Genomic DNA, 20,134 nt, shown 5'->3' with positions numbered 1-20,134 from the left:
GCATCGACATGCGTTTGGTTGAACTGTCTCGTGCGGAACACGGCCACCTTCGCCTTAGCGCTTCCCGCATCAGGGCGCTCGCTTCGGAAGTCCACATGGTGCCATTGGTCTCAAGCGAGCTGCGCAAGGCCGCAACCACCTATCCGGTCGTCTTCGCCAAGAATCCCGACACGGGCCAATTCTATCCCGCCGCGCTGATGGGCCTGGAGCCGCACGAAAATCTCTACTGGGACGGCGCCGAGTTGGACGCGGCCTATGTGCCGCTCAACCTGCTACGCCAGCCTTTCTATGTCGGCGGGGATGATGCGGGCACTGGCACGATGTGCATCGATATGGACAGTTCCGTGCTTGATCCCGGCGGCGATCACGCGATCGTGGAGGCGGACGGCAGCGACAGCAAATATATCACGAATGTGCACGCCATGTTGCGCGAGCTGATGGGGCAGCAGAGCGCGACGCGCGGCTTCGTCGATGCCGCCTTGACCCGCGGATTGGTGACGCCGCTCAAGCTGGAAATCACTTTTGCCGACGGCAGCGATGTTGGCCTGGAGGGCCTGTACGGTTTCGACGAACGCCGCGTGGCACGGGCCTTGCGCAATATCGAGGATGCGGACGACGCGCTGACGCTGACCGCACTGGCCTTGTCGCTGGACCATATCGCAGGGCTGGTACGCCGCAAGAACCGGCAGAAGGACGCCGATAAGGCATGGCTGAGCTGACGGCCCAGCCTGTGCCGGCGGCAGAATGGCACAGGCTGGGCCAGGAGCACGTACCGCTTGTCATTATCGACGACGCGCATCCCGCGCCCCGGTCATTGTACGAGATGGCGCAGACGCTTTCATTCGACCGGGGGGATGACGATTTCTATCCGGGCGTTCGCGCGCAGGCTCCGGCGGGTTATGGCGACTGGCTCGCCATGCTTGTCGCGGCGGTATGGCCCGGCAACGGCGTGTCGCTGGTGCGCACGGCGTTCGCTGTCGCGACGGACGCGCCGTCCGAGCTTGCACCGATACAGCGCATCCCGCACTTCGACACGGTCGACCCGCAGATGGTGGCTGCAGTCCACTATCTGTGCGAACCACCGTGCGGCGGTACCGATTTCTACCGGCACCGCCGGACTGGCTATGAACGGATTGACCGGTCGCGTCAGGCCGCCTGGCGGCAAGCCCTGAACCGGGACGTGCGCGATTTCGGCAGGCCGGCGGACTGCGACCTGCCGGGTGACGCGCCCGCATTCGAATGCATCGGATCAGTCGCCCTGCGCTTCAATCGACTGATCCTGTATCCGGCGAACTGCCTGCACGCGGGCGATCTGAGGACGGCTGCAAGGGAGGGCGGATCCATTATGCCCCGCCTCACGGCCACGTCCTTGCTTCAGCCCTGATGTGCGGTGGTACCATCGATAGTCATCAGTCGATCGAGGGCCAGTTCGACCTGAGCGGCAACACCGTCGTCAACGCGCCGGATGGGCAAAGGCGGGTCGCCGACCCTCAGCCCAAGTCGATCGGCGATGACATATATCAGCCGCATGCTGCCATAGGTGCGAAACAGCGCCCATAAAGGGCTGAAAGCCTGATCCAGCGCTTCGGCTTCGGCCTGCCGGCCGCCTTGGGCAGCCCGTGTCAGGCGTAGCGCAGGCTCCGGTAAGAGGCCGCCGATCACGCTGTACCAGGCGTCCGCCCCGGCGAGCAGCGCTTGGGCGGCGATCCAGTCGCCGCTGTAGCCGATCCGGAAATTGTCCGGTGAGGTTGGGCGCAGAACCGCCAATTCCGTCGCATAATCTCTGTTTTTCGGAGCGGGCATCTTGATGGCCGCGATGGTGGGAATTGCCGCAAGCTGCGCGATCAACGCGTCCGAAAAGACGAAGTTCGTCGTCCCGGGGTTATTGTAGATGCACAGCGGTAGCCCGGTCGTGCCGGCGACGGCGCGATAATGCTGGGCAACCTCGTCCGAGGTCAGCGGCAGGTAGGACATCGGCGCCATCAGCAGGCCGTCAGCGCCCGCGCGCTCGGCATCGGCGGCAAGCTGCTGCGACCAGCGCGTGCGCATCGATCCGATGCCGACGATCACCGCTACCCGACCCGCGGCTGCTTCGACCGCGGCTGCAACCGCCCGTGCGCGCTCGGCACGGTCGAGATAGGCATAGCCGCCCGTACTGCCGAGCAGTCCGACCGAATCCACGCCCGCGGTCGCGAGGCGATCGACCAGGACAGCGAGGGCATCTGGATCCACGATGCCCTCGCTGTCCATGGGCGTGAGCGGGAAGGCGGAAAGACCGGTGAACATTCTGTTATCCATCCTCGACATTTTCTCCTGCGGCACGGCACCGCCTGCGCCTCCCAAATTATGAAAGGTCCTGCGACCGTCGCACCCTCACTGCATATGCCAGCCGTGGGTGACCATGATTGATTGGCCGGTCAGCGCGTTGGTGGGAAATCCGGCCAGGAACAGGGCGGTTAGCGCGACGTCGTTCACGGTGGTGAATTCGCCATCGATCGTGTCCTTCAGCATCACCTTGCTGATCACATCTTCCTCGCTGATACCCAGCGTTTGCGCCTGCTCCGGGATCTGCTTGTCGACCAAAGGGGTGCGCACGAAGCCGGGACAGATCACGTTGGCGCGAACATTGTGCTTGGCGCCTTCCTTGGCGACCACCTTGGCGAGGCCGATCAGCCCGTGCTTGGCGGTGACATAAGGCGCCTTCAGCACCGACGCCTCCTTGGAGTGGACCGAGCCCATATAGATGATGCTGCCGCCGGTCCCTTGCGCATACATGTGCTTGAGGCAGGCCTGGGTCGTCAGGAACGCCCCGTCCAGGTGGATGGCGATCAGCTTCTTCCAGTCGGCGAACGCGAATTGCTCAACCGGCGCGACGATCTGAATGCCGGCATTTGACACCAATATGTCGATCGACCCGAATGTGGCCGCGACCATGTCGACCCCGGCATTCACCTGCGCCTCGTCCGTCACGTCCATTGCCACGCCGATCGCGCGCGCGCCGGACGGGTCGAATTCGCGCGCCGCGGCGTTGGCGGCATCGCTGTTCAGGTCGGCGATCGCGACCTTGGCGCCGTTGGCCAGGAATTCGCGCGCGATATCCTTGCCGATGCCGCTCGCCGCGCCGGTGACGACGGCGACCTTGTTCTGCAGATTCATCAACTGTCCTTTGCGATTGGCTTCACGGAACGCTGTTAGCGGACGGGCTCGGCCGGTGCGATCACCGCGTCATGGAAAAGGGCCGCTGGCCGCGTGCGATGGCCCATGATCGATTGGGCGTCGCCTGCATGACGAAGCGCAACGCACCGCCCGCCATGATCTCGTCATGCCGGATATAGCTGCGCGACAGCGTGACGCCGTTGAGCAGCACGCGGCCGACATAAGGCTTGGCGGGATCGTCGCAGCTTATGGTGAACGTCTTGCCATTGGGCAGCGTCAACGTGGCACGTGCGACGAAGGGCCGCCCGATCACATATTCCAGGCTGCCGGGCGTCACCGGGTAGAAACCGAGGCTGGTGAAGACGAGCCACGCCGACATCTGGCCGAGATCGTCATTGCCGGACAGGCCATCGGGCGTTGGCTTATATTGGCTGTCAACGATCTGCTTCAGCCGTTCCTGCGTACGCCACGGCGCGCCGGCAAAATTGTAGAGATAGGCGACCGAATGGCTCGGTTCGTTCCCATGGATGTATTGGCCGATCAGGCCGGCAATGTCTTCCGACGCCGAATAATCCAGCTTGCTATTGTCATAGGCGAACATGGCATCCAGCTTGGCGACCGTCTTGCTGTCACCGCCCAGCAATCGCACCAGCCCGATCTGGTCTTGCGGGACGAACCAGGAATATTGCCAGGCATTCCCCTCCGTATAATCGGATCCATATTTGATGGAGACGGGATCGAACGGCTCGCGAAAGCCGCCGCTCGAGAGCCGCGCGCGGACCCAGCCGGATGTGACGTCGAAGCTGTTGCGCCAATAGGCGGCGCGCTTCTCGAACAGATCGGCGACGGACTTGCGCCCCATCGCGCGCGCCATCTGCGCGATGGTCCAATCGTCATAGGCATATTCGACCGTCTTGGAGGCCGCTTCGGGTTCCTTGTCGATCGGAACATAGCCAAGCTTCCGATAGTCTCCGATCCCGCCATAGGGATCGTAATTCGCACTGGCGATCATTGCGTCCAGCGCCTGGTTGGCATCGAAGCCGCGGATGCCTTTCAGATAGGCGTCCGCGATCACCGGCACGGCGTGATAGCCGATCATCGTCCAGGTTTCGCGCCCCTGAAACTGCCACACGGGCAGGATGCCGAACGGGCTATGACGCTGGCTGTCGATCAGCGAGCGAATGAAGTCGGAATTGGTGCGCTCCGGCTGGACCAATGTCAGCAGCGGATGCTCGGCGCGAAACGTATCCCACAACGAGAAGGTCGACCGGAACGTAAAGCCTTGCGCGCTGTGGACCTGATTGTCCGGTCCGCGATAGCGCCCATCGCTGTCTCCCGCGATCGAGGGGGCAAGGAGCGCGTGATAGAGCGCGGTATAGACGTTCGTCTTGACCGCGGGGGGCGCCTCGATCACAACCGCGCCAAGCGCCTTTTCCCACGCCGATTTCGTTGTGACCCGGATCGTGTCGAAGTCGCCCGGCTCGCTGTCCAGGTTCGCGATCGCGCCGGCCTCGTCGACGGACGAGAGGGCCATCTTGACCTCCAGCGGGCGCGTCAGCCTGCCGAAGTCGAAGCGCGCGACGATGGCACGTCCGCTGCGTTCGGCAACCGCGTCGGTGCCACGCCCGGGCCCCTGAAAGCCCTTATAGGCAATGCCCTGTTCCGTACTTACGAAAGCGTGGCCGGTCGACGGCGCGCTGAAGCGCATCGCGAAGCACAGGATTCGATCGGGCGCCCAACCCCGCGTCTGGCGGCAGCCGGTGATCGTCCCGTCGCTACGCTGGCGGATCGATGACCACAGGATTTTGCCGGGATAATTGTAGATCGCGCTCCGCAGGTCGAGTAGGATGTGTGCGGGCGTCCCGGCTGCGAAGCGGTAGCGATGCACGCCGACCCGCGTGCCAGCCGTCATCTCGGCGCGCACCTGGGTATCCGTCAGCGTCACGCTATAATAGCCGGGTTGTGCCCGTTCCGTCGCGCGAGCGAACCGGGAGCGATATCCTGAGCCAGGTTGCCGCGCGTCGCCCGGTTCGAGAGGAACGGCATCACCTGCCACCGGCATGACGAGAAAGTCGCCCAGATCGGAATGGCCGGCGCCGGAAAAATGGGTGTGGCTGAATCCCTGGATGGTCGGATCGGAATGCCGGTACCCTGCCGCCCATTTATAGCATTCGCGAATGACGCAGCCGGTATTCGTGTCGGGGCTCAGCTGCACCATGCCGAACGGCGCGACCGCACCGGGGAATGTGTGGCCTTCGCCATCGGTGCCGATGAACGGATCGACCGCGTCATAGGCGGGCGATGCGCCGGCCGCGGTGGCAAATAGCGGGCTCAGGGTGAGGAAAAGCAGGGCGCGGATCGACATCCGTCCTTTTGAGCAGCGGATGTGGTTCAGCGAAAGCGGAACTTGATCGGAACGTCGGGAACGCAGCCAAGGAACCCGCGTTCACCGCAAATTCCGCCACCGAGCACACAGGAGCTACATCATGCTTTGGACGATCGCCGTTATCCTTCTCATCCTGTGGCTCCTCGGCGCCTTCGCCGTCCATATTGGCGGCGGGCTGATCCACATTCTGCTGGTACTGGCGATCATCGTCGGCCTGATCCAGCTGTTTACCGGACGTCGCGCGCTCTAGCGCTCTTTCCCAAAAACCATGTTCGATTTAACAGCGCCTCTTCGGACGGGGGGAGGCGCTGTTGAACGCAGGGCAGAATGAGACTGACGTGAGTGAAACCCCGTTCCCCGCGGCCGGCGGCGAATTGAGCCAACTCATCGCAGCCTTTGACTGGTCGAAGACCAGCCTCGGCCCGATCGAGGCCTGGCCGCAGAGCCTGAAGACCACCACCAATTTGCTACTCTTGTCGCCCGTGCCGATCGTCCTGCTGTGGAACGAGGACGGGGTCATGATCTATAATGACGCCTATTCGCGTTTCGCCGGCAGACGCCATCCCCAATTGCTCGGCTCGAAGGTGCGGGAAGGGTGGCCGGAAGTCGCCGATTTCAACGACAATGTCATGAAGGTCGGGCTGGCAGGCGGCACGCTCGCCTATCGCGCGCAGGAGCTGACGCTGGAACGGCATGGCCAGCCCGCGCCGGCCTGGATGAATCTGGATTATTCGCCCGTCATCGATGAGAGCGGCAAGGCGGCAGGCGTGATCGCGATCGTCGTCGAGATCACCGAAGCGGTCCTGGCGGAACGGGCGCTGGTTGCCAGCGAGGGGCGGCTGCGCGCCCTCGTGAACGCCACTTCGGACGTCATCTACCGCATGTCGCCCGACTGGCAGGTCATGCAGCCGATCGACGGCCGTGGCCTGGTGGCCGACAATGATCGGCCCAATCCGCGCTGGCTCGAGGAAAATCTGTTCGCCGAAGATCATGCGGCCGTGCGCGCCGCGATCGACGATGCGATCCGTCGGAAAAGCGTGTTCGAAATGGAGCATCGGGTGCGCCGGCCGGAAGGTGTGACCGGCTGGACCATCTCCCGCGCGGTCCCGATCCTGGACGATGCGGGCAATATCGTGGAGTGGTTCGGCGCCGCCACCGATGTGACCGAACGGCATCGCAACGAAGATCATCTGCGGCTGGTGGTCAACGAACTCAATCACCGCGTGAAGAACAGTCTGGCGATGACGCAGGCGATCGCCGCGCAGACGTTCCGGCGGGCGGAAGATCTTAGTCAGGCACAGCAGCGCTTTTCGGAACGGATCATGGCGCTGGCGCAGGCCAATGACCTGTTGACCGGGGAACGGGGGGCGGGCGTTTCGCTGCAAGGCGCCATCGAACAATCGGTCCGTCCGCATTGCGCGCGGGAGGATCGCCTCGCCTTGAGCGGGCCCAACGTCTGCCTGTCGCCTAAGACCGCTTTGTCGCTGTCGTTGGCGATGCACGAACTGGCGACCAACGCGCTCAAGCATGGCGCCTGGTCATCCGATCACGGCATGGTGACGATCAGCTGGCGGACCTACCTGCCCGAACAGGGGCGCGAGCGGCTGGCGATCGCGTGGCGCGAGAGCGGCGGCCCCGCGGTCGCGGCGCCGACGCGCAGGGGTTTCGGGTCGCGTCTGATCGAACGCGGCCTGTCCGCCGAAATGGGCGGCGAGGTCCACATGCTGTTCGAGCCGGGCGGGCTCGTCTGCCAGATCGATGCACCGCTGTCCGTCTACGGATCTGCGTCATGACGCCACTGCGCGTGCTTATCGTCGAAGATGAGATGACGATCGCCCTGTTGCTGGAAGAAATGGTCGAGGATCTCGGGCATGAGGTCGCGGGCCTGGCGATGCGCCTGCCCCAGGCGATGGAGCTCGCCCAATCCCGCCCGATCGACCTGGCGATCCTGGACGTGAACCTGGACGGTCACATGTCCTATCCGGTGGCCGATCTGCTGAAGGGCAGGGGCGTGCCCTACGTCTTCGCCACCGGCTACGGCGCGTCCGGGATCGAAACGCCCTATCGCGACGGCGTCGTCATCAAGAAGCCCTATGCCATGGATGATATTCGCGGTGCGATTGCACATGCGGTAGCGCCTTGACCCACATATAAAGAATTCTTTATATGGAGGGATGGCGTCTATCTCTCTCCCCCAGCTCGAAGAGGCGCGTCGCGCCCTCGATGCACCGTTGTTCGCGGATCTGGCGGGCGATGCCCGGGTCAGCTTCGAATTCTTTCCACCCAAGACGGACAAGATGGACGAGCAATTGTGGCATGCGATCGAAACGCTCGTGCCGCTGGAGCCGCAGTTCGTGTCCGTCACTTATGGTGCGGGCGGGTCGACGCGCGAGCGGACGCACGCGACCGTGTCGCGGATCGCGCGCGAGACGCATATCCCGGCGGCCGCGCATCTGACCTGCGTCGAGGCGAGCAAAAGCGAGATTGAGGAGATTGCGCGCGCTTACTGGGATGCCGGCGTACGCCACATCGTGGCGTTGCGGGGCGATCCACCCCAGGCCGGCCAGGAATTCGCCCCGCACCCGCAGGGTTATGCCAGCGCGGCCGATCTGGTGGCGGGGCTGAAGAAGATCGCACCGTTCGAGATTTCGGTGGCGGCCTATCCGGAATGCCACCCGTCCAGCCCGAGCGTTCAGGCCGACCTGGACAATCTGAAGGCCAAGATCGATGCGGGAGCGGATCGCGCGATCAGCCAATTCTTCTTCTCGCCGGAAATCTATTTCCGGTTCCGCGATCGCGCCGCCGCGGCCGGCATCGACGCGGAAATCGTGCCCGGTATCCTGCCGGTGTCGAACGTCGCCACCACGCGCAAGTTCGCCGGACTGTGCGGCGCCGCCATCCCGGCCTGGATGGACCGGTTGTTCGAGGGGCTGGACGATCACCCATCGGCCCGCCAGCTGATCGCGGCGACGATCGCGGCCGAGATGTGCCGCCGCCTCTATGCGGGCGGCGTGCGCCACTTCCATTTCTACACGCTCAATCGTGCCGAACTGGCCTTTGCCATCTGCCATCTGCTCGGGCTGCGCTCGGCACCCCGGCTGGCGGAGATCGCCGCATGATACGGGCACCTTCCGCGGCCGCACGCCGTTTCCGAAACGAGGCGGCCAAGCGCATCCTCCTGACCGACGGCGCCTTCGGCACCATGATCCAGGGCTATGGCCTGGGCGAGGCGGACTATCGTGGCTCCTACGATCTGCCGCTCGACCAGAAGGGCAATAATGATCTGCTGGTGCTGACCCGGCCCGACATTATCGCCGAGATCACGCGCGGCTATCTCGACGCCGGGTCGGACATGGTGTCGACCAACACGTTCAACGCCAACACCGTCAGCCAGGCGGATTATGGTGCCGAACATCTCGTGCGCGACCTCAATCTCGCCGCCTCCCGGATCGCGCGCGAAGCGGCCGATGCGGCGGAAGCCAAGGACGGCCGTCCGCGCTTCGTGGCCGGTGCGATCGGCCCGACCAACAAGACCTTGTCGCTGTCGCCGGACGTGAACGATCCGGGCTACCGCGCGATCGGCTTCGACGAGCTCAAGGATGTGTATCGCGATCAGGCGGAGGCGCTGCTCGACGGCGGCTGCGATTTCATCCTGATCGAGACCGTATTCGATACGCTCAACGCCAAGGCGGCGATCGTCGCGGTGCTGGAGATTGCGGAGACCCGCAACCAGGACGTGCCGATCATGCTGTCGATGACGATCACCGACATGTCGGGCCGCAATCTCTCCGGCCATTCGGTCGAGGCCTTCACGTACATGGTCCGCCACGCGCGGCCGCTCACGATCGGGCTGAATTGCGCGTTCGGGGCGGATCTGATGCGGCCCTATCTCAAGGAAATGGCGCAGGTAGCCGACAGCCTGATCATGGCTTACCCGAATGCCGGCCTGCCCAACGATCTCGGCGCCTATGATGAACAACCGCACACGACCGGCGAACTGGTCGGCGAATGGGCGCAGGACGGGCTGGTCAATGTCGTCGGCGGCTGCTGCGGCACGACCCCGCCGCACATCGCGGCGATGGCGGCGGCGGTGAAGGATCTCGCCCCGCGCGCGATCCACGACCATGTCTCGATCACCCGTCTCGCCGGCCTCGATCCGTTCGTCATGGCGGCTTAGCCGTCACCGTCATGCTGAACTCGTTTCAGCATCCATCCATCCCCCTCCGCCGCGGCCTGTTTGGCGCGATGGACCCTGAAACAAGCCTGTCCTGAGCAAGTCGAAGGATCAGGATGACGTAGAGAAAAATGGCCAGCACCCCTTCCACCGCACAGTTCGTGAATATTGGCGAGCGCACCAACGTCACCGGCTCGGCGGCGTTCAAGAAGCTCATCATGGGCGGCGATTACACCAAGGCGGTCGAGGTCGCGCGCCAGCAGGTCGAGAATGGCGCGCAGGTCGTCGACGTCAACATGGACGAGGGCCTGCTCGACGCCGAATTCGCCATGACCACCTTCCTCAAGCTGATCGCCGCCGAGCCGGATATCGCGCGCGTGCCGGTAATGGTCGACAGCTCGAAATGGAGCGTGATCGAGGCGGGGCTGAAATGCGTGTCCGGCAAGCCGATCGTCAATTCGATCAGCATGAAGGAAGGCGAAGAGGCCTTCCTCTACCATGCGCGCAAGGTCATGGCCTATGGCGCGGCCGTGGTCGTCATGGCGTTCGACGAGGTCGGCCAGGCCGATACCAAGGAACGCAAGGTCGAGATTTGCGAGCGTGCCTATACTTTGCTGACCGGCATCGGTTTCCCGCCCGAAGACATCATCTTCGATCCCAACATCTTCGCGGTCGCCACCGGCATCGACGAGCATCGCCGCTATGCTATCGACTTCATCGAGGCGGTGCGCGAGATCAAGGCGCGCTGCCCGCATTGCCATATCTCCGGCGGCGTCTCGAACCTCAGCTTCTCGTTCCGCGGCAACGAGCCCGTCCGCCGCGCGATGCACAGCGTGTTCCTCTACCATGCCATCCAGGCGGGCATGGACATGGGCATCGTCAATGCCGGCCAGCTCGACGTCTACGACCAGATCGATCCCGAACTGCGCGAGGCGTGCGAGGACGTGATCTGGGACCGGCGCGACGACGCGACCGACCGTCTGATCACGCTCGCCGAAAAATATCGCGGTACCGACGCTGTCGCCGAAAAGCAGGCCGAGGAATGGCGCAGTTGGGACGTCCGCAAGCGGTTGGAGCATGCCCTGGTCAAGGGCATCGACATGTATGTCGTCGATGATACCGAGGAAGCCCGCCTCCAGCATGCCCGCCCGATCGAGGTCATCGAAGGCCCGCTGATGGACGGCATGAACGTCGTCGGCGACCTGTTCGGATCGGGCAAGATGTTCCTGCCGCAGGTGGTGAAATCGGCCCGCGTGATGAAGAAGGCCGTCGCCCACCTATTGCCCTATATCGAGGCGGCCAAGGAAGTCGGCGCGCGGCCCAAGGGCCGCATCATCATGGCGACCGTCAAGGGCGACGTGCACGATATCGGCAAGAATATTGTCGGCGTTGTGCTGGCCTGCAACGGCTATGACATCATCGATCTCGGCGTGATGGTGCCGTGGACCAAGATCCTCGAAGCCGCGAACGAGAATGACGCCGACATGATCGGCCTGTCGGGCCTGATCACGCCCTCGCTCGACGAGATGGTGACGGTCGCGGCCGAGATGGCGCGCGCCAACATGACCATGCCGCTGCTGATCGGCGGCGCGACCACGTCCAAGGTGCACACCGCCTTGCGCATCGATCCGGCCTATAAGGGGCCGGTGGTGCACGTTCTCGATGCCAGCCGCGCGGTGGGCGTCGCCTCGACGCTGATGTCGGACACCCAGCGCGATGCCTTCGTCGAGAAGACCGCAACCGATTATGAAGCGGTGCGCGTCGCCCGTGCCGACAAGGGCCAGAATGATCTGGCGCCGCTCGCAGACGCCCGCGCCAATGCCTTTCCCTTTGACGCCGGACAGAAGCCGCTGGCGCCGTTGCAGCCCGGCACGCACGTGTTCGAAGAATGGCCGCTCGACGATCTGCGGTCCTATATCGATTGGACGCCGTTCTTCCGCGCCTGGGAATTGGCCGGCAATTATCCCGCAATCCTGGAAGATGACGTCGTCGGCGAGAGCGCGCGCGGCCTGTTCGCCGACGCCGAAGCGATGCTCGACACGATCATCGCCGAGAAATGGCTGACCGCGCGCGGTGTCGCGGCGCTCTGGCCCGCGCACCGGGACGGCGATGATATCGTCGTGAAACCGTTCGCCCTGAGCGAAGTCGAAGGGCGCAGCGACACGGTCGAAAGTGCTCCAACTTCGCTCAGCACGAACAGCAACGAAGTCCGTTTCCCGATGCTGCGCCAGCAGATCAAGAAGCGCGAAGGCCGGCCCAATATGTGCCTGGCCGACTTCATCGATCGGGAGGACGATTGGTTTGGCGGGTTCGCCGTCGGCATCCACGGCATCGATCCGCACATTGCGCGCTTCAAGGCGGATCATGACGACTATAAGGACATTCTCCTCAAGGCCTTGGCCGATCGTTTGGCCGAGGCCTTTGCCGAGCGCCTTCACCTGCATGTCCGCACCACCTTGTGGGGCTATGCGGAGGGCGAGCAGCTCACCAGCGAAGCGCTCATCAAGGAGCAATATCGCGGCATCCGCCCGGCGCCCGGCTATCCCGCCTGCCCGGAACATAGCCTGAAGCCGATCCTGTTCGATCTGCTCGGCGCTACGGACGCGACCGGCCTGACGCTCACCGAAAGCTTCGCGATGCTGCCGACGGCGGCGGTCTCCGGTTTCTATTTCGGCCACCCCGACAGCCAATATTTCGGCGTTGCGCGGATCGGGCGCGATCAGCTGGAGGATTATGCCGTGCGGCGCGGCGTGGATCTGGATACAGCCGAGCGGTGGCTGCGGCCCAACCTCGACTGATATTTGTCGAATACGCTGTGCGGAGCCTATCCGGGCTGTCGGCGTTGACCCGCGAACAGGATGGCACCTTTTTCGCGCACAGACCTGAGGAATGAGCGCGATCTCGCGCACTATATCCTCCTGACGACACTGCTGTGCGTGTCGATCGCGCTTGCCGTCGACGTTGCCAATCAATTGTTCTTCTTCACCAGCTGGACGAATGCGATCCGATCCTGGGTGATTACCGTGATTGTGGTGGTCTGCATCGCCGTGCCGGTGACCCGGAAACTGGGTCGGGCGCAGTTGGCGCTCTACCGTGCCGGCATGATGGACGAACTGACCGGCCTGCTCAACCGGCGCGCTTTTCTCGACGGGGTGGATGACACCACCTTCCTCGCGCTCATCATCGTCGACATCGACGATTTCAAGAACGTCAATGACCGCCACGGCCATTGGATCGGCGATCAGGTCCTGCGCACGACCGCGACGATGATGGATCGGTTGCTGGGACAATTTGGACGGGTCGGGCGGCTTGGCGGGGAAGAATTCGCGCTGCTGGCCTATCGGGACGATCACGCCACATTGCTCGACCGGCTGGAAGCGTTCCGCGACACCATCGCGCACACGCCGATCCTGACCGATTCCGTGCCGGTATCCGTCACCATCTCGGCCGGCGTGGCGACGCGCCACGGGGACCAGACGTTCCAGGAATTGTTCATCCGCGCCGATGGTGCGCTATACCAGGCCAAGGCCTCGGGCCGTAACCGTGTCGTGTTGGCGAATGATGCGAAAGCGGGCGGCAGCGGCAACGTATCGCGCGATGCCCATCCGGAAGAGCGGCGCTGGCCCGGACGATGAGGGTGCAGACTTCGAATTTCAGCGGATCGTGATCCGGCAGTCCACCGAGGTCATGTTGTCGAATTCCGTTTCGATAGTGTCGGCAAAGATGATGCGATAGCGGCCTGGTTGCGCGAATATGCGCTGCTTTTGCGGGCCTTGGTCACTGCTCACCACGCCAAGCTGCGTCCGGTTAAAGACTAAATTACGCATCTTCGGCGTCCACGCCACCAGCCGCACGTCGTCGTCCAACACTATGTAGAATTGCTTTGGCGAAGTCAGGCGCTCCACGCCAATCTGTTTTATCGAAGGATCGAGCCGGGCGGGCAGGGTGATGCTGATATCTCCAGCGGTCGACCGGCACCGCAATGGTTGCGGATCATCCGAATATCCTGCCAGGGCGAGAAATATCCACACCATCGCAATTGGTAATCATGGCAGCATTGGAAAGCAAAGCAGAATGGCCACGCTATCAAGGCTGCGAGCTGAAAAGTGACTGCTTTCGGTGCAACACTGAATGACCGACTGTGGTGAGTTCGAGGCGGACCGCAATTGGGATTGAATTCCGCTAAATTGGCATTGCGGGGTTCGTGAGAACACCAATCCCACGTGGCCTGCAAAGCCAAGCCACGAGACCGGCACCGCTTCCGGAAAAGCCGTAGGGCAATCCGCCCTTTGCCAAATCGAGAAGCGACCAATTCCCGTTTATATTGATCGCGATCCAAAGGGTAACCGGAGCCGTAAATCCCAAAATCAGCGCTAAAACGCCACTCGTATATCCTATCTTTCGAAAAAGGAGCCATATCGGGGCGCAGATTGCTACTATGATTGTCCCGTAGATTCCCGAAAACCATATAGCTAAACCGATCTGCACTTTTATCGGAATAAAGAGTTCGGCCCCGCTCCCATAAGAGGTGCGGGCAGCGATTAATCCAGACGCAAAAGTATAGGCGGCGACGAGCAGCGCACCAGTTATCAATCCTGCCGCAAGCGCACGCACATTCAAGGCGGTAACTTTCCACCGAGAAGAAGTAGCACCATTCATCATTAGATAAATTTATATCACCAGCGATGTCCTGACAATCTGTGGGAGCGGCAAATTCCAAGCGAGTCAGAGACGTCGTTGAACGGCAGACCGCTGAACGGCAGCAATTGGGGCGTTTGCCGACTGGCGGCTCTTTGTAAGTCTGCGGCTAAAATCATCCTGGCCCATAAACCTGTCCGAACCTCGATTGACTCGAATCTGTGGCCCGTGCAGGGTCGTGGCGTCGACGGTGGGCAACTGCCGGAGGACTGCGCGGGAGAGCGTTCGCTTTGAGCGGGCCACCGAAGGAGCAACCGCCCCGGAATCTCTCAGGTCAAACGGACCGCGCGGACCTTAAGACACTCTGGAAAGCGAGCGGGGCGTAAGCTCTGCTCCACCGAAGGTGAAAGCGTGACCGGCCCTTCAATAGGGAGGCACGCGAATGCTCTCAGGTTCCGTGACAGAGGGGGCGATAGAAGGAGGGGCCGCAAGGCTGCTGCCGTCTATCGTGCTCTTGGACGGGACAGATTGATGAGCGCCGACGACCATATCGCCGAACCGCTGCCGCTGGACGCATGGCATCGTGCGCGCGGTGCCCGCATGGTGCCCTTCGCGGGCTATGCCATGCCGATCCAATATGAGGGCATCATCGCCGAACATCAGTGGACGCGCAACCATGCCGGCCTGTTCGATGTCAGCCATATGGGCCAGCTCACGCTTTCGGGCGAGGATGTCGACACCGCGCTTGAAACGCTGTTGCCGGGCGACATTACCGGCCTGGGCGTCAACCGCATGCGCTATTCGCTGCTGCTGGACGACACCGGCGGCGTGATCGACGACTTGATGGTCACCCGCCGCGCCGACGATTTCTATATGGTCGTCAACGGCGCCACCAAGCAGGGCGACGTTGCGCATATGCGGGCGCGTCTGCCGGCCAATGTCGCGCTGGTGACGATGGACAGTTACGGCCTGCTTGCTTTGCAGGGCCCGGAGGCGGTCGTGGCGCTCTCGCGGCTGGTGCCCGGCGTCGAGCAGCTGACCTTCATGACCGCCGGGCAGTTCGGCCATGGCGAGCATACATTCTGGATCAGCCGCTCGGGTTATACCGGCGAGGACGGGTTCGAGATTTCGCTGCCGGCGCACAGCGTGGATATGTTTGCGACCTTGCTGTGCAACCAGCCGGAAGTGAAGCCGATCGGGCTGGGCGCGCGGGATTCGCTGCGGCTGGAGGCGGGGCTGCCGCTCTACGGCCACGATCTCGATACCGGGATCAATCCGGCGGCGGCCGATCTGGGGTTCGCCATCTCCAAGCGGCGCCGTGCCGAAGGCGGCTTCCCTGGCGCAGACACGATCCTGACCGCACTGCGCGACGGCGCGCCGATCAAGCGCGTCGGCTTCGCGGTCGAAGGGCGTCTGCCCGCGCGCGAAGGTGCCGAGATTTACGCTGGCGACATCAAGGTCGGTACCATCACCTCCGGCGGCTTCGCCCCCACGGTCGGCGCGCCGATCGCCATGGGCTATGTCAAGGCTGCGTATGCCGCACCCGGCACGGCGCTGGACATCGAAGTGCGCGGCAAGCGCCTCGCCGCGACCGTAACGCCGATGCCGTTCGTCCCCCACAATTATGTCCGCAAGGGAGCCGCCCAATGACGACCTATTTCACCAAGGATCATGAATGGATTTCGGTCGAGGGCGATAGCGCCACCGTCGGCATCACCGATTATGCGCAGGCCCAGCTGGGCGATGTCGTGTTCGTCGAAGTGCCGCCGGCCGGCACTGCCGTCGCCAAGGGTAAGGAAGCCGCCGTCGTGGAATCGGTCAAGGCCGCGTCCGACGTCTATGCGCCCGTGTCCGGCACGGTGACCGAGGCCAATGCCGCGCTCGAGGCGGATCCGGCGCTCGTCAACACCGCGCCGGAAACGGACGGCTGGTTCTTCAAGCTGACGCTGGCGGACGCCGGCGAGCTGGAAGGCCTGATGGACGAGACCGGCTACAAGGCGTTCGTGGCCGCTCTGTGAGTTGTTCCAATTGCCTTTGCAGCGGGTGCGCTTGCTTAGCCCCTCCCCTGAAGGGGAGGGGAGCCGCGCATGACCGCGCCTAACTCTGCCAGCCGCTGGGATGCGGCCGATTATATCAAGAATGCGGCGTTCGTGCCCGCACTGGGCGCACCCGTGCTCGCTCTGCTCGACCCGCAGCGGGGCGAGCATATTCTCGATCTCGGCTGCGGCGACGGCATCCTTACCGAGAAAATCGTTGAGGTCGGCGCGACCGTCGGCGGTGTCGATGCTTCCGAAGACATGATCGCCGCCGCTTTGGTACGCGGGCTCGACGCCCGGGTCGAGGATGGCGAGAAACTGACCTTCGGCCCTGCGTTCGACGCCGTCTTCTCCAACGCCGCCTTGCATTGGATGCTCGATGGCGCCGCGGTTGCCGGCGGCGTCTATCGCGCGCTCAAGCCGGGCGGGCGCTTCGTCGGCGAGATGGGCGGGCAGGGCAATGTCGCCATCCTGCGCGCCGGCATCCGCGCCGAGCTCACCCAACGCGGCTACGCCGTGCCGGCCCAAGACCCGCAATGGTATCCGGCACCGGACGAGTTCACTGCCATTTACGAAGCTGCCGGCTTCATCGACGTCGAAGCCCAATTGATCCCGCGTCCGACCCCGTTGCCGGACGGCGTCGCCGCCTGGCTGCGCGTCTTCCGCGCCGGCTTCATGGACGCGTCGCAAGTCCCCGACGCCGATCAGGCTGAGATCGCCCGCGCCGTCGAAGCCGCGCTCGCCCCCAAGCTCCAGCAGCCCGACGGCAGCTGGATCGCCGATTATGTCCGCCTCCGCTTTTCCATGAGGAAGCCCGCTTGATGCGTTATCTCCCGCTGTCCGACGCCGATCGTGGCGACATGCTCGCCGCAATCGGCGCCGCTTCGATCGACGATCTGTTCGTCGACGTCCCCGCCGCCGCGCGCCTGTCCGGCCCGGTCGAGGGGCTGCCGCTGCATGCCACCGAAATGGCGGTCGAACGCCAGCTTGGTGCGCTCGCCAAACAGAATCTCGCTGCGGGTGACGCGCCCTTCTTCCTCGGCGCGGGCGCCTATCGCCACCATGTGCCGGCGAGCGTCGATCACCTCATTCAGCGCGGCGAGTTCCTCACCGCCTACACGCCCTATCAGCCGGAGATCGCGCAGGGCACGCTGCAGGTCCTGTTCGAATTCCAGACGCAGGTTGCGCGCCTGCTCGGCTGCGACGTCGCCAATGCCTCCATGTATGACGGCTCGACCGCCTGCTGGGAGGCGATCGGCATGGCGCGCCGCATCACGCGCCGGACCAGGGCCGTGATTTCGGCGGGCGTGCACCCCCATTATGTGGCGGTCGCGCAGACAATGGCGAAGTTCACCGGCGACACGCTCGACACGGCTTTGCCCACGCTCGACGGGGCAGGGGACGACATGGCCCGCCTGCTCGCCGCGATCGACGACCAGACCAGCTGCGTCGTCGTCCAGAACCCCAACATCCTCGGCCATATCGCCGACCTGAGCGAACTGGCCGAAGCCTGCCATGCCAAGGGCGCTTTGCTGATCGTGGTCGTGACCGAGCCGGTCTCCTTGGGCGCGATCAAGTCGCCCGGTCAGATGGGCGCCGACATCGTCGTCGGCGAAGGCCAGTCGATCGGCGTCGGCCTCCAGTTCGGCGGCCCTTATTTGGGCCTGTTCGCCACGCGCGACAAATATGTCCGCCAGATGCCCGGCCGCTTGTGCGGCCAGACGATCGACGCCGACGGCAAGCGCGGCTTCGTCCTCACGCTGTCGACCCGCGAGCAGCATATCCGTCGCGAGAAGGCGACGTCCAACATCTGCACCAATTCGGGACTGTGCGCGCTCGCCTTCACCGTCCACATGACGCTGCTGGGTGAGAAGGGCCTGCGTGAGCTCGCCGCGATCAACCATGCCAGGGCTTCGGCCGCGGCGGACGTGCTCGCCGCGGTCCCCGGCGTCGAACTGGTCAACGGCGCCTTCTTCAACGAATTCACGCTGCGGCTCAGCAAGCCTGCCCGCCCGATCGTGCGGGCGCTGGCCGACAAGAACATCCTCGCCGGCGTGCCCCTGAGCCGCCTCTATGTCGATGGCGACGGCCGCGAGAACGGCCTGATCGTCGCTGTCACTGAAACCACCACGCAGGAGCATGTCGCCACGCTTGCCTCCGCGCTCCAGGAGGCATTGGCATGACCATCAACCAGTCCGGCTGGCGCCCCGAAGCTCCGCTTGCCAATGGCGCAGGCGATCAACCCACATTCACCGGCAATCGCGCGCTGATGCTGGAAGAGCCGTTGCTGTTCGAGATCGGCTCGACCGATCGCACTGGCGTCGATTTCGAACCCGCACCCCAGGCGACCAACCGCCTCGGCGGCCTCGAGCGCGGCAAGATCGGCCTGCCCGGCCTGTCGGAGCCTGAAACCGTGCGCCATTACACGCGCCTCAGCCGCCAGAACTACGCGATTGATCTCGGCGTCTTCCCGCTCGGCTCGTGCACGATGAAGCACAATCCCCGCCTCAACGAACGCGTGGCGCGCCTGCCCGGCTTCGCCGACATTCATCCGCTCCAGCCGGTCTCCACCGTCCAGGGCGCGCTCGCCTTGATCCACCTCGTCGGCGAATGGCTGTGCAAGCTCACCGGCATGCCCGCCGTCGCGATGAGCCCCAAGGCCGGCGCGCATGGCGAGCTTTGCGGCCTGCTTGCGATCCGCGCCGCACTCGAAGCGCGCGGCGACGCGCGTCAGGTCATCCTTGTCCCTGAAAGCGCGCATGGCACCAATCCCGCCACCGCCGCTTTCTGCGGTTATGCGGTCGAGAATATCCCCGCCACCGCCGAAGGTCGCGTCAATCTCGATGCGCTTAAAGCCCGCCTCGGCCCCGACGTCGCCGGCGTCATGATCACCAATCCCAACACCTGCGGCCTGTTCGAACGCGACATGACCGCGATTTCGGAGGCGGTCCATGCCGTCGGCGGGTTGGTCTATTGTGACGGCGCCAATTTCAACGCGATCGTCGGCCGCGTCCGCCCAGGCGATCTCGGCATCGATGCGATGCACATCAACCTTCACAAGACCTTCTCGACCCCGCATGGCGGCGGCGGCCCCGGCGCCGGCCCGGTCGTCTTCTCGGAAGCGCTCGCGCCGTTCGCGCCGCTCCCCTTCGTCGAGCAGACCGATGCCGGCTTCCGCCTCGTCGAGGAGGAAACTGCCGAGGATCATCACGCGCATAGCTTCGGCCGCATGGTCGCCTTCCACGGCCAGATGGGCATGTTCACCCGCGCCGCCTCCTACATGCTCAGCCACGGCGCCGACGGTCTGCGCCAGGTCTCGGGCGACGCCGTGCTCAACGCCAATTATATCCTGCGCCAGCTGGAAGACGTGCTCGACGCCCCGTTCGCGGCTTCGGGCCCGTGCATGCACGAGGCGTTGTTCTCCGATACCGGCATGGCGCAAGGCTTCACCACGCTGGATATCGCCAAGGGCCTGATCGACGAGGGCTTCCACCCGATGACCGTCTATTTCCCCTTGGTCGTCCACGGCGCGATGCTGGTTGAGCCGACCGAGACCGAGAGCAAGGCCGGCCTCGATCAGTTTATCGGCGCGCTCCGCTCCGTCGCCGAACGCGGCCGGGCCGGGGACGAGACGCTCAAGTCCGCGCCGCATTTCGCGCCTCGGCGCCGACTGGACGAGACGGCGGCGGCACGATCGCCCATCCTGGCGCAGCGCATCCTCGCCGATCAGGATGACTGACGGCG

The 20,134-nt window shown here is 64.0% G+C and carries 19 protein-coding genes and 1 riboswitch; of the genes, 14 read left to right on the top strand and 5 right to left on the bottom strand.

Annotated elements, in window-relative coordinates; translation table 11 throughout:
• Window positions 1-8: 8 nt before the first annotated feature.
• Window positions 9-719: a SapC family protein gene (locus tag ACSBM8_RS11825; protein ID WP_442678218.1), complete on the top strand. Its 711-nt coding sequence runs from the start codon at window positions 9-11 to the stop codon at window positions 717-719.
• Complete coding sequence (locus ACSBM8_RS11820; protein WP_442678217.1) at window positions 707-1,384, top strand: DUF6445 family protein; 678 nt, start codon at window positions 707-709, stop codon at window positions 1,382-1,384. Before ACSBM8_RS11825 ends, ACSBM8_RS11820 begins: the two co-directional genes overlap by 13 nt.
• Here the strand turns inward: ACSBM8_RS11820 and ACSBM8_RS11815 are convergent.
• From ACSBM8_RS11815 to ACSBM8_RS11805, 3 genes are all read right to left on the bottom strand, one after another.
• Window positions 1,375-2,286 (bottom strand): dihydrodipicolinate synthase family protein, encoded by a 912-nt coding sequence (locus tag ACSBM8_RS11815; RefSeq protein ID WP_442678216.1) that lies wholly within the window; start codon window positions 2,284-2,286, stop codon window positions 1,375-1,377. The two genes, ACSBM8_RS11820 and ACSBM8_RS11815, sit on opposite strands and share 10 nt — an antisense overlap.
• An 87-nt stretch (window positions 2,287-2,373) precedes the next feature.
• Window positions 2,374-3,156 (bottom strand): 3-hydroxybutyrate dehydrogenase, encoded by a 783-nt coding sequence (locus tag ACSBM8_RS11810; RefSeq protein ID WP_442678215.1) that lies wholly within the window; start codon window positions 3,154-3,156, stop codon window positions 2,374-2,376.
• Between the two features lie 61 nt (window positions 3,157-3,217).
• Complete coding sequence (locus tag ACSBM8_RS11805) at window positions 3,218-5,521, bottom strand: GH92 family glycosyl hydrolase (RefSeq protein WP_442678214.1); 2,304 nt, start codon at window positions 5,519-5,521, stop codon at window positions 3,218-3,220.
• 121 nt (window positions 5,522-5,642) lie between these two features.
• Between ACSBM8_RS11805 and ACSBM8_RS11800 the strand changes: the two genes are divergently transcribed.
• The 7 genes from ACSBM8_RS11800 (at window position 5,643) to ACSBM8_RS11770 (ending at window position 13,351) form a co-directional block, all read left to right on the top strand.
• Entirely contained in the window at window positions 5,643-5,792 is a 150-nt protein-coding gene (locus ACSBM8_RS11800; protein WP_442678213.1) for a lmo0937 family membrane protein, read from the top strand.
• 88 nt (window positions 5,793-5,880) lie between these two features.
• Window positions 5,881-7,335, top strand: a complete 1,455-nt coding sequence (locus tag ACSBM8_RS11795; protein ID WP_442678212.1) for a sensor histidine kinase — start codon at window positions 5,881-5,883, stop codon at window positions 7,333-7,335.
• A complete protein-coding gene (locus ACSBM8_RS11790; RefSeq protein ID WP_442678211.1) occupies window positions 7,332-7,685 on the top strand; it encodes a response regulator in 354 nt (117 codons plus the stop codon). Before ACSBM8_RS11795 ends, ACSBM8_RS11790 begins: the two co-directional genes overlap by 4 nt.
• A gap of 31 nt (window positions 7,686-7,716) precedes the next feature.
• Entirely contained in the window at window positions 7,717-8,661 is a 945-nt protein-coding gene (gene metF, locus ACSBM8_RS11785) for a methylenetetrahydrofolate reductase (protein WP_442678210.1), read from the top strand.
• A complete protein-coding gene (locus ACSBM8_RS11780) occupies window positions 8,658-9,719 on the top strand; it encodes a homocysteine S-methyltransferase family protein (protein WP_442678209.1) in 1,062 nt (353 codons plus the stop codon). The genes metF and ACSBM8_RS11780 overlap by 4 nt, the downstream gene beginning before the upstream one ends.
• 128 nt (window positions 9,720-9,847) lie before the next feature.
• Entirely contained in the window at window positions 9,848-12,514 is a 2,667-nt protein-coding gene (gene metH, locus ACSBM8_RS11775; RefSeq protein ID WP_442678208.1) for a methionine synthase, read from the top strand.
• Between the two features lie 60 nt (window positions 12,515-12,574).
• Window positions 12,575-13,351, top strand: a complete 777-nt coding sequence (locus ACSBM8_RS11770) for a GGDEF domain-containing protein (protein ID WP_442678207.1) — start codon at window positions 12,575-12,577, stop codon at window positions 13,349-13,351.
• Between the two features lie 18 nt (window positions 13,352-13,369).
• Here ACSBM8_RS11770 and ACSBM8_RS11765 read toward each other — a convergent pair whose 3' ends face one another.
• Window positions 13,370-13,750 (bottom strand): hypothetical protein, encoded by a 381-nt coding sequence (locus tag ACSBM8_RS11765; RefSeq protein WP_442678206.1) that lies wholly within the window; start codon window positions 13,748-13,750, stop codon window positions 13,370-13,372.
• Window positions 13,751-13,898: 148 nt separating this feature from the next.
• Entirely contained in the window at window positions 13,899-14,378 is a 480-nt protein-coding gene (locus ACSBM8_RS11760; protein WP_442678205.1) for a hypothetical protein, read from the bottom strand.
• Between the two features lie 240 nt (window positions 14,379-14,618).
• Window positions 14,619-14,710, top strand: a riboswitch (glycine riboswitch).
• A gap of 175 nt (window positions 14,711-14,885) precedes the next feature.
• Between ACSBM8_RS11760 and gcvT the strand changes: the two genes are divergently transcribed.
• From gcvT to gcvPB, 5 genes are all read left to right on the top strand, one after another.
• A complete protein-coding gene (gene gcvT, locus ACSBM8_RS11755) occupies window positions 14,886-16,004 on the top strand; it encodes a glycine cleavage system aminomethyltransferase GcvT (protein WP_442678204.1) in 1,119 nt (372 codons plus the stop codon).
• Window positions 16,001-16,372 (top strand): glycine cleavage system protein GcvH, encoded by a 372-nt coding sequence (gcvH, locus tag ACSBM8_RS11750; RefSeq protein ID WP_442678203.1) that lies wholly within the window; start codon window positions 16,001-16,003, stop codon window positions 16,370-16,372. The genes gcvT and gcvH overlap by 4 nt, the downstream gene beginning before the upstream one ends.
• A gap of 69 nt (window positions 16,373-16,441) precedes the next feature.
• Complete coding sequence (locus tag ACSBM8_RS11745) at window positions 16,442-17,212, top strand: class I SAM-dependent methyltransferase (protein WP_442678202.1); 771 nt, start codon at window positions 16,442-16,444, stop codon at window positions 17,210-17,212.
• On the top strand, window positions 17,212-18,573 hold the full coding sequence (gcvPA, locus tag ACSBM8_RS11740) for an aminomethyl-transferring glycine dehydrogenase subunit GcvPA (RefSeq protein WP_442681577.1): 1,362 nt from the start codon (window positions 17,212-17,214) through the stop codon (window positions 18,571-18,573). The genes ACSBM8_RS11745 and gcvPA overlap by 1 nt, the downstream gene beginning before the upstream one ends.
• Complete coding sequence (gene gcvPB, locus ACSBM8_RS11735; RefSeq protein WP_442678201.1) at window positions 18,570-20,129, top strand: aminomethyl-transferring glycine dehydrogenase subunit GcvPB; 1,560 nt, start codon at window positions 18,570-18,572, stop codon at window positions 20,127-20,129. The genes gcvPA and gcvPB overlap by 4 nt, the downstream gene beginning before the upstream one ends.
• The last annotated feature ends 5 nt before the right edge of the window (window positions 20,130-20,134 follow it).

This window comes from Sphingomonas sp. ASY06-1R, assembly GCF_052180265.1.
Classification (GTDB): Bacteria; Pseudomonadota; Alphaproteobacteria; order Sphingomonadales; family Sphingomonadaceae; genus Sphingomonas_I.
This window is presented reverse-complemented; position numbering and strand designations above follow the sequence as displayed.

Coding starts and splice junctions, on each gene's coding strand:
- ACSBM8_RS11825 (WP_442678218.1), top strand. CDS start 9: ATGCGTTTGGTTGAACTGTCTCGTGCGGAACACGGCCACCTTCGCCTT.
- ACSBM8_RS11820 (WP_442678217.1), top strand. CDS start 707: ATGGCTGAGCTGACGGCCCAGCCTGTGCCGGCGGCAGAATGGCACAGG.
- ACSBM8_RS11815 (WP_442678216.1), bottom strand. CDS start 2,286: ATGTTCACCGGTCTTTCCGCCTTCCCGCTCACGCCCATGGACAGCGAG.
- ACSBM8_RS11810 (WP_442678215.1), bottom strand. CDS start 3,156: ATGAATCTGCAGAACAAGGTCGCCGTCGTCACCGGCGCGGCGAGCGGC.
- ACSBM8_RS11805 (WP_442678214.1), bottom strand. CDS start 5,521: ATGTCGATCCGCGCCCTGCTTTTCCTCACCCTGAGCCCGCTATTTGCC.
- ACSBM8_RS11800 (WP_442678213.1), top strand. CDS start 5,643: ATGCTTTGGACGATCGCCGTTATCCTTCTCATCCTGTGGCTCCTCGGC.
- ACSBM8_RS11790 (WP_442678211.1), top strand. CDS start 7,332: ATGACGCCACTGCGCGTGCTTATCGTCGAAGATGAGATGACGATCGCC.
- metF (WP_442678210.1), top strand. CDS start 7,717: ATGGCGTCTATCTCTCTCCCCCAGCTCGAAGAGGCGCGTCGCGCCCTC.
- ACSBM8_RS11780 (WP_442678209.1), top strand. CDS start 8,658: ATGATACGGGCACCTTCCGCGGCCGCACGCCGTTTCCGAAACGAGGCG.
- metH (WP_442678208.1), top strand. CDS start 9,848: ATGGCCAGCACCCCTTCCACCGCACAGTTCGTGAATATTGGCGAGCGC.
- ACSBM8_RS11770 (WP_442678207.1), top strand. CDS start 12,575: ATGGCACCTTTTTCGCGCACAGACCTGAGGAATGAGCGCGATCTCGCG.
- ACSBM8_RS11765 (WP_442678206.1), bottom strand. CDS start 13,750: ATGGTGTGGATATTTCTCGCCCTGGCAGGATATTCGGATGATCCGCAA.
- ACSBM8_RS11760 (WP_442678205.1), bottom strand. CDS start 14,378: ATGATGAATGGTGCTACTTCTTCTCGGTGGAAAGTTACCGCCTTGAAT.
- gcvT (WP_442678204.1), top strand. CDS start 14,886: ATGAGCGCCGACGACCATATCGCCGAACCGCTGCCGCTGGACGCATGG.
- gcvH (WP_442678203.1), top strand. CDS start 16,001: ATGACGACCTATTTCACCAAGGATCATGAATGGATTTCGGTCGAGGGC.
- ACSBM8_RS11745 (WP_442678202.1), top strand. CDS start 16,442: ATGACCGCGCCTAACTCTGCCAGCCGCTGGGATGCGGCCGATTATATC.
- gcvPA (WP_442681577.1), top strand. CDS start 17,212: ATGCGTTATCTCCCGCTGTCCGACGCCGATCGTGGCGACATGCTCGCC.
- gcvPB (WP_442678201.1), top strand. CDS start 18,570: ATGACCATCAACCAGTCCGGCTGGCGCCCCGAAGCTCCGCTTGCCAAT.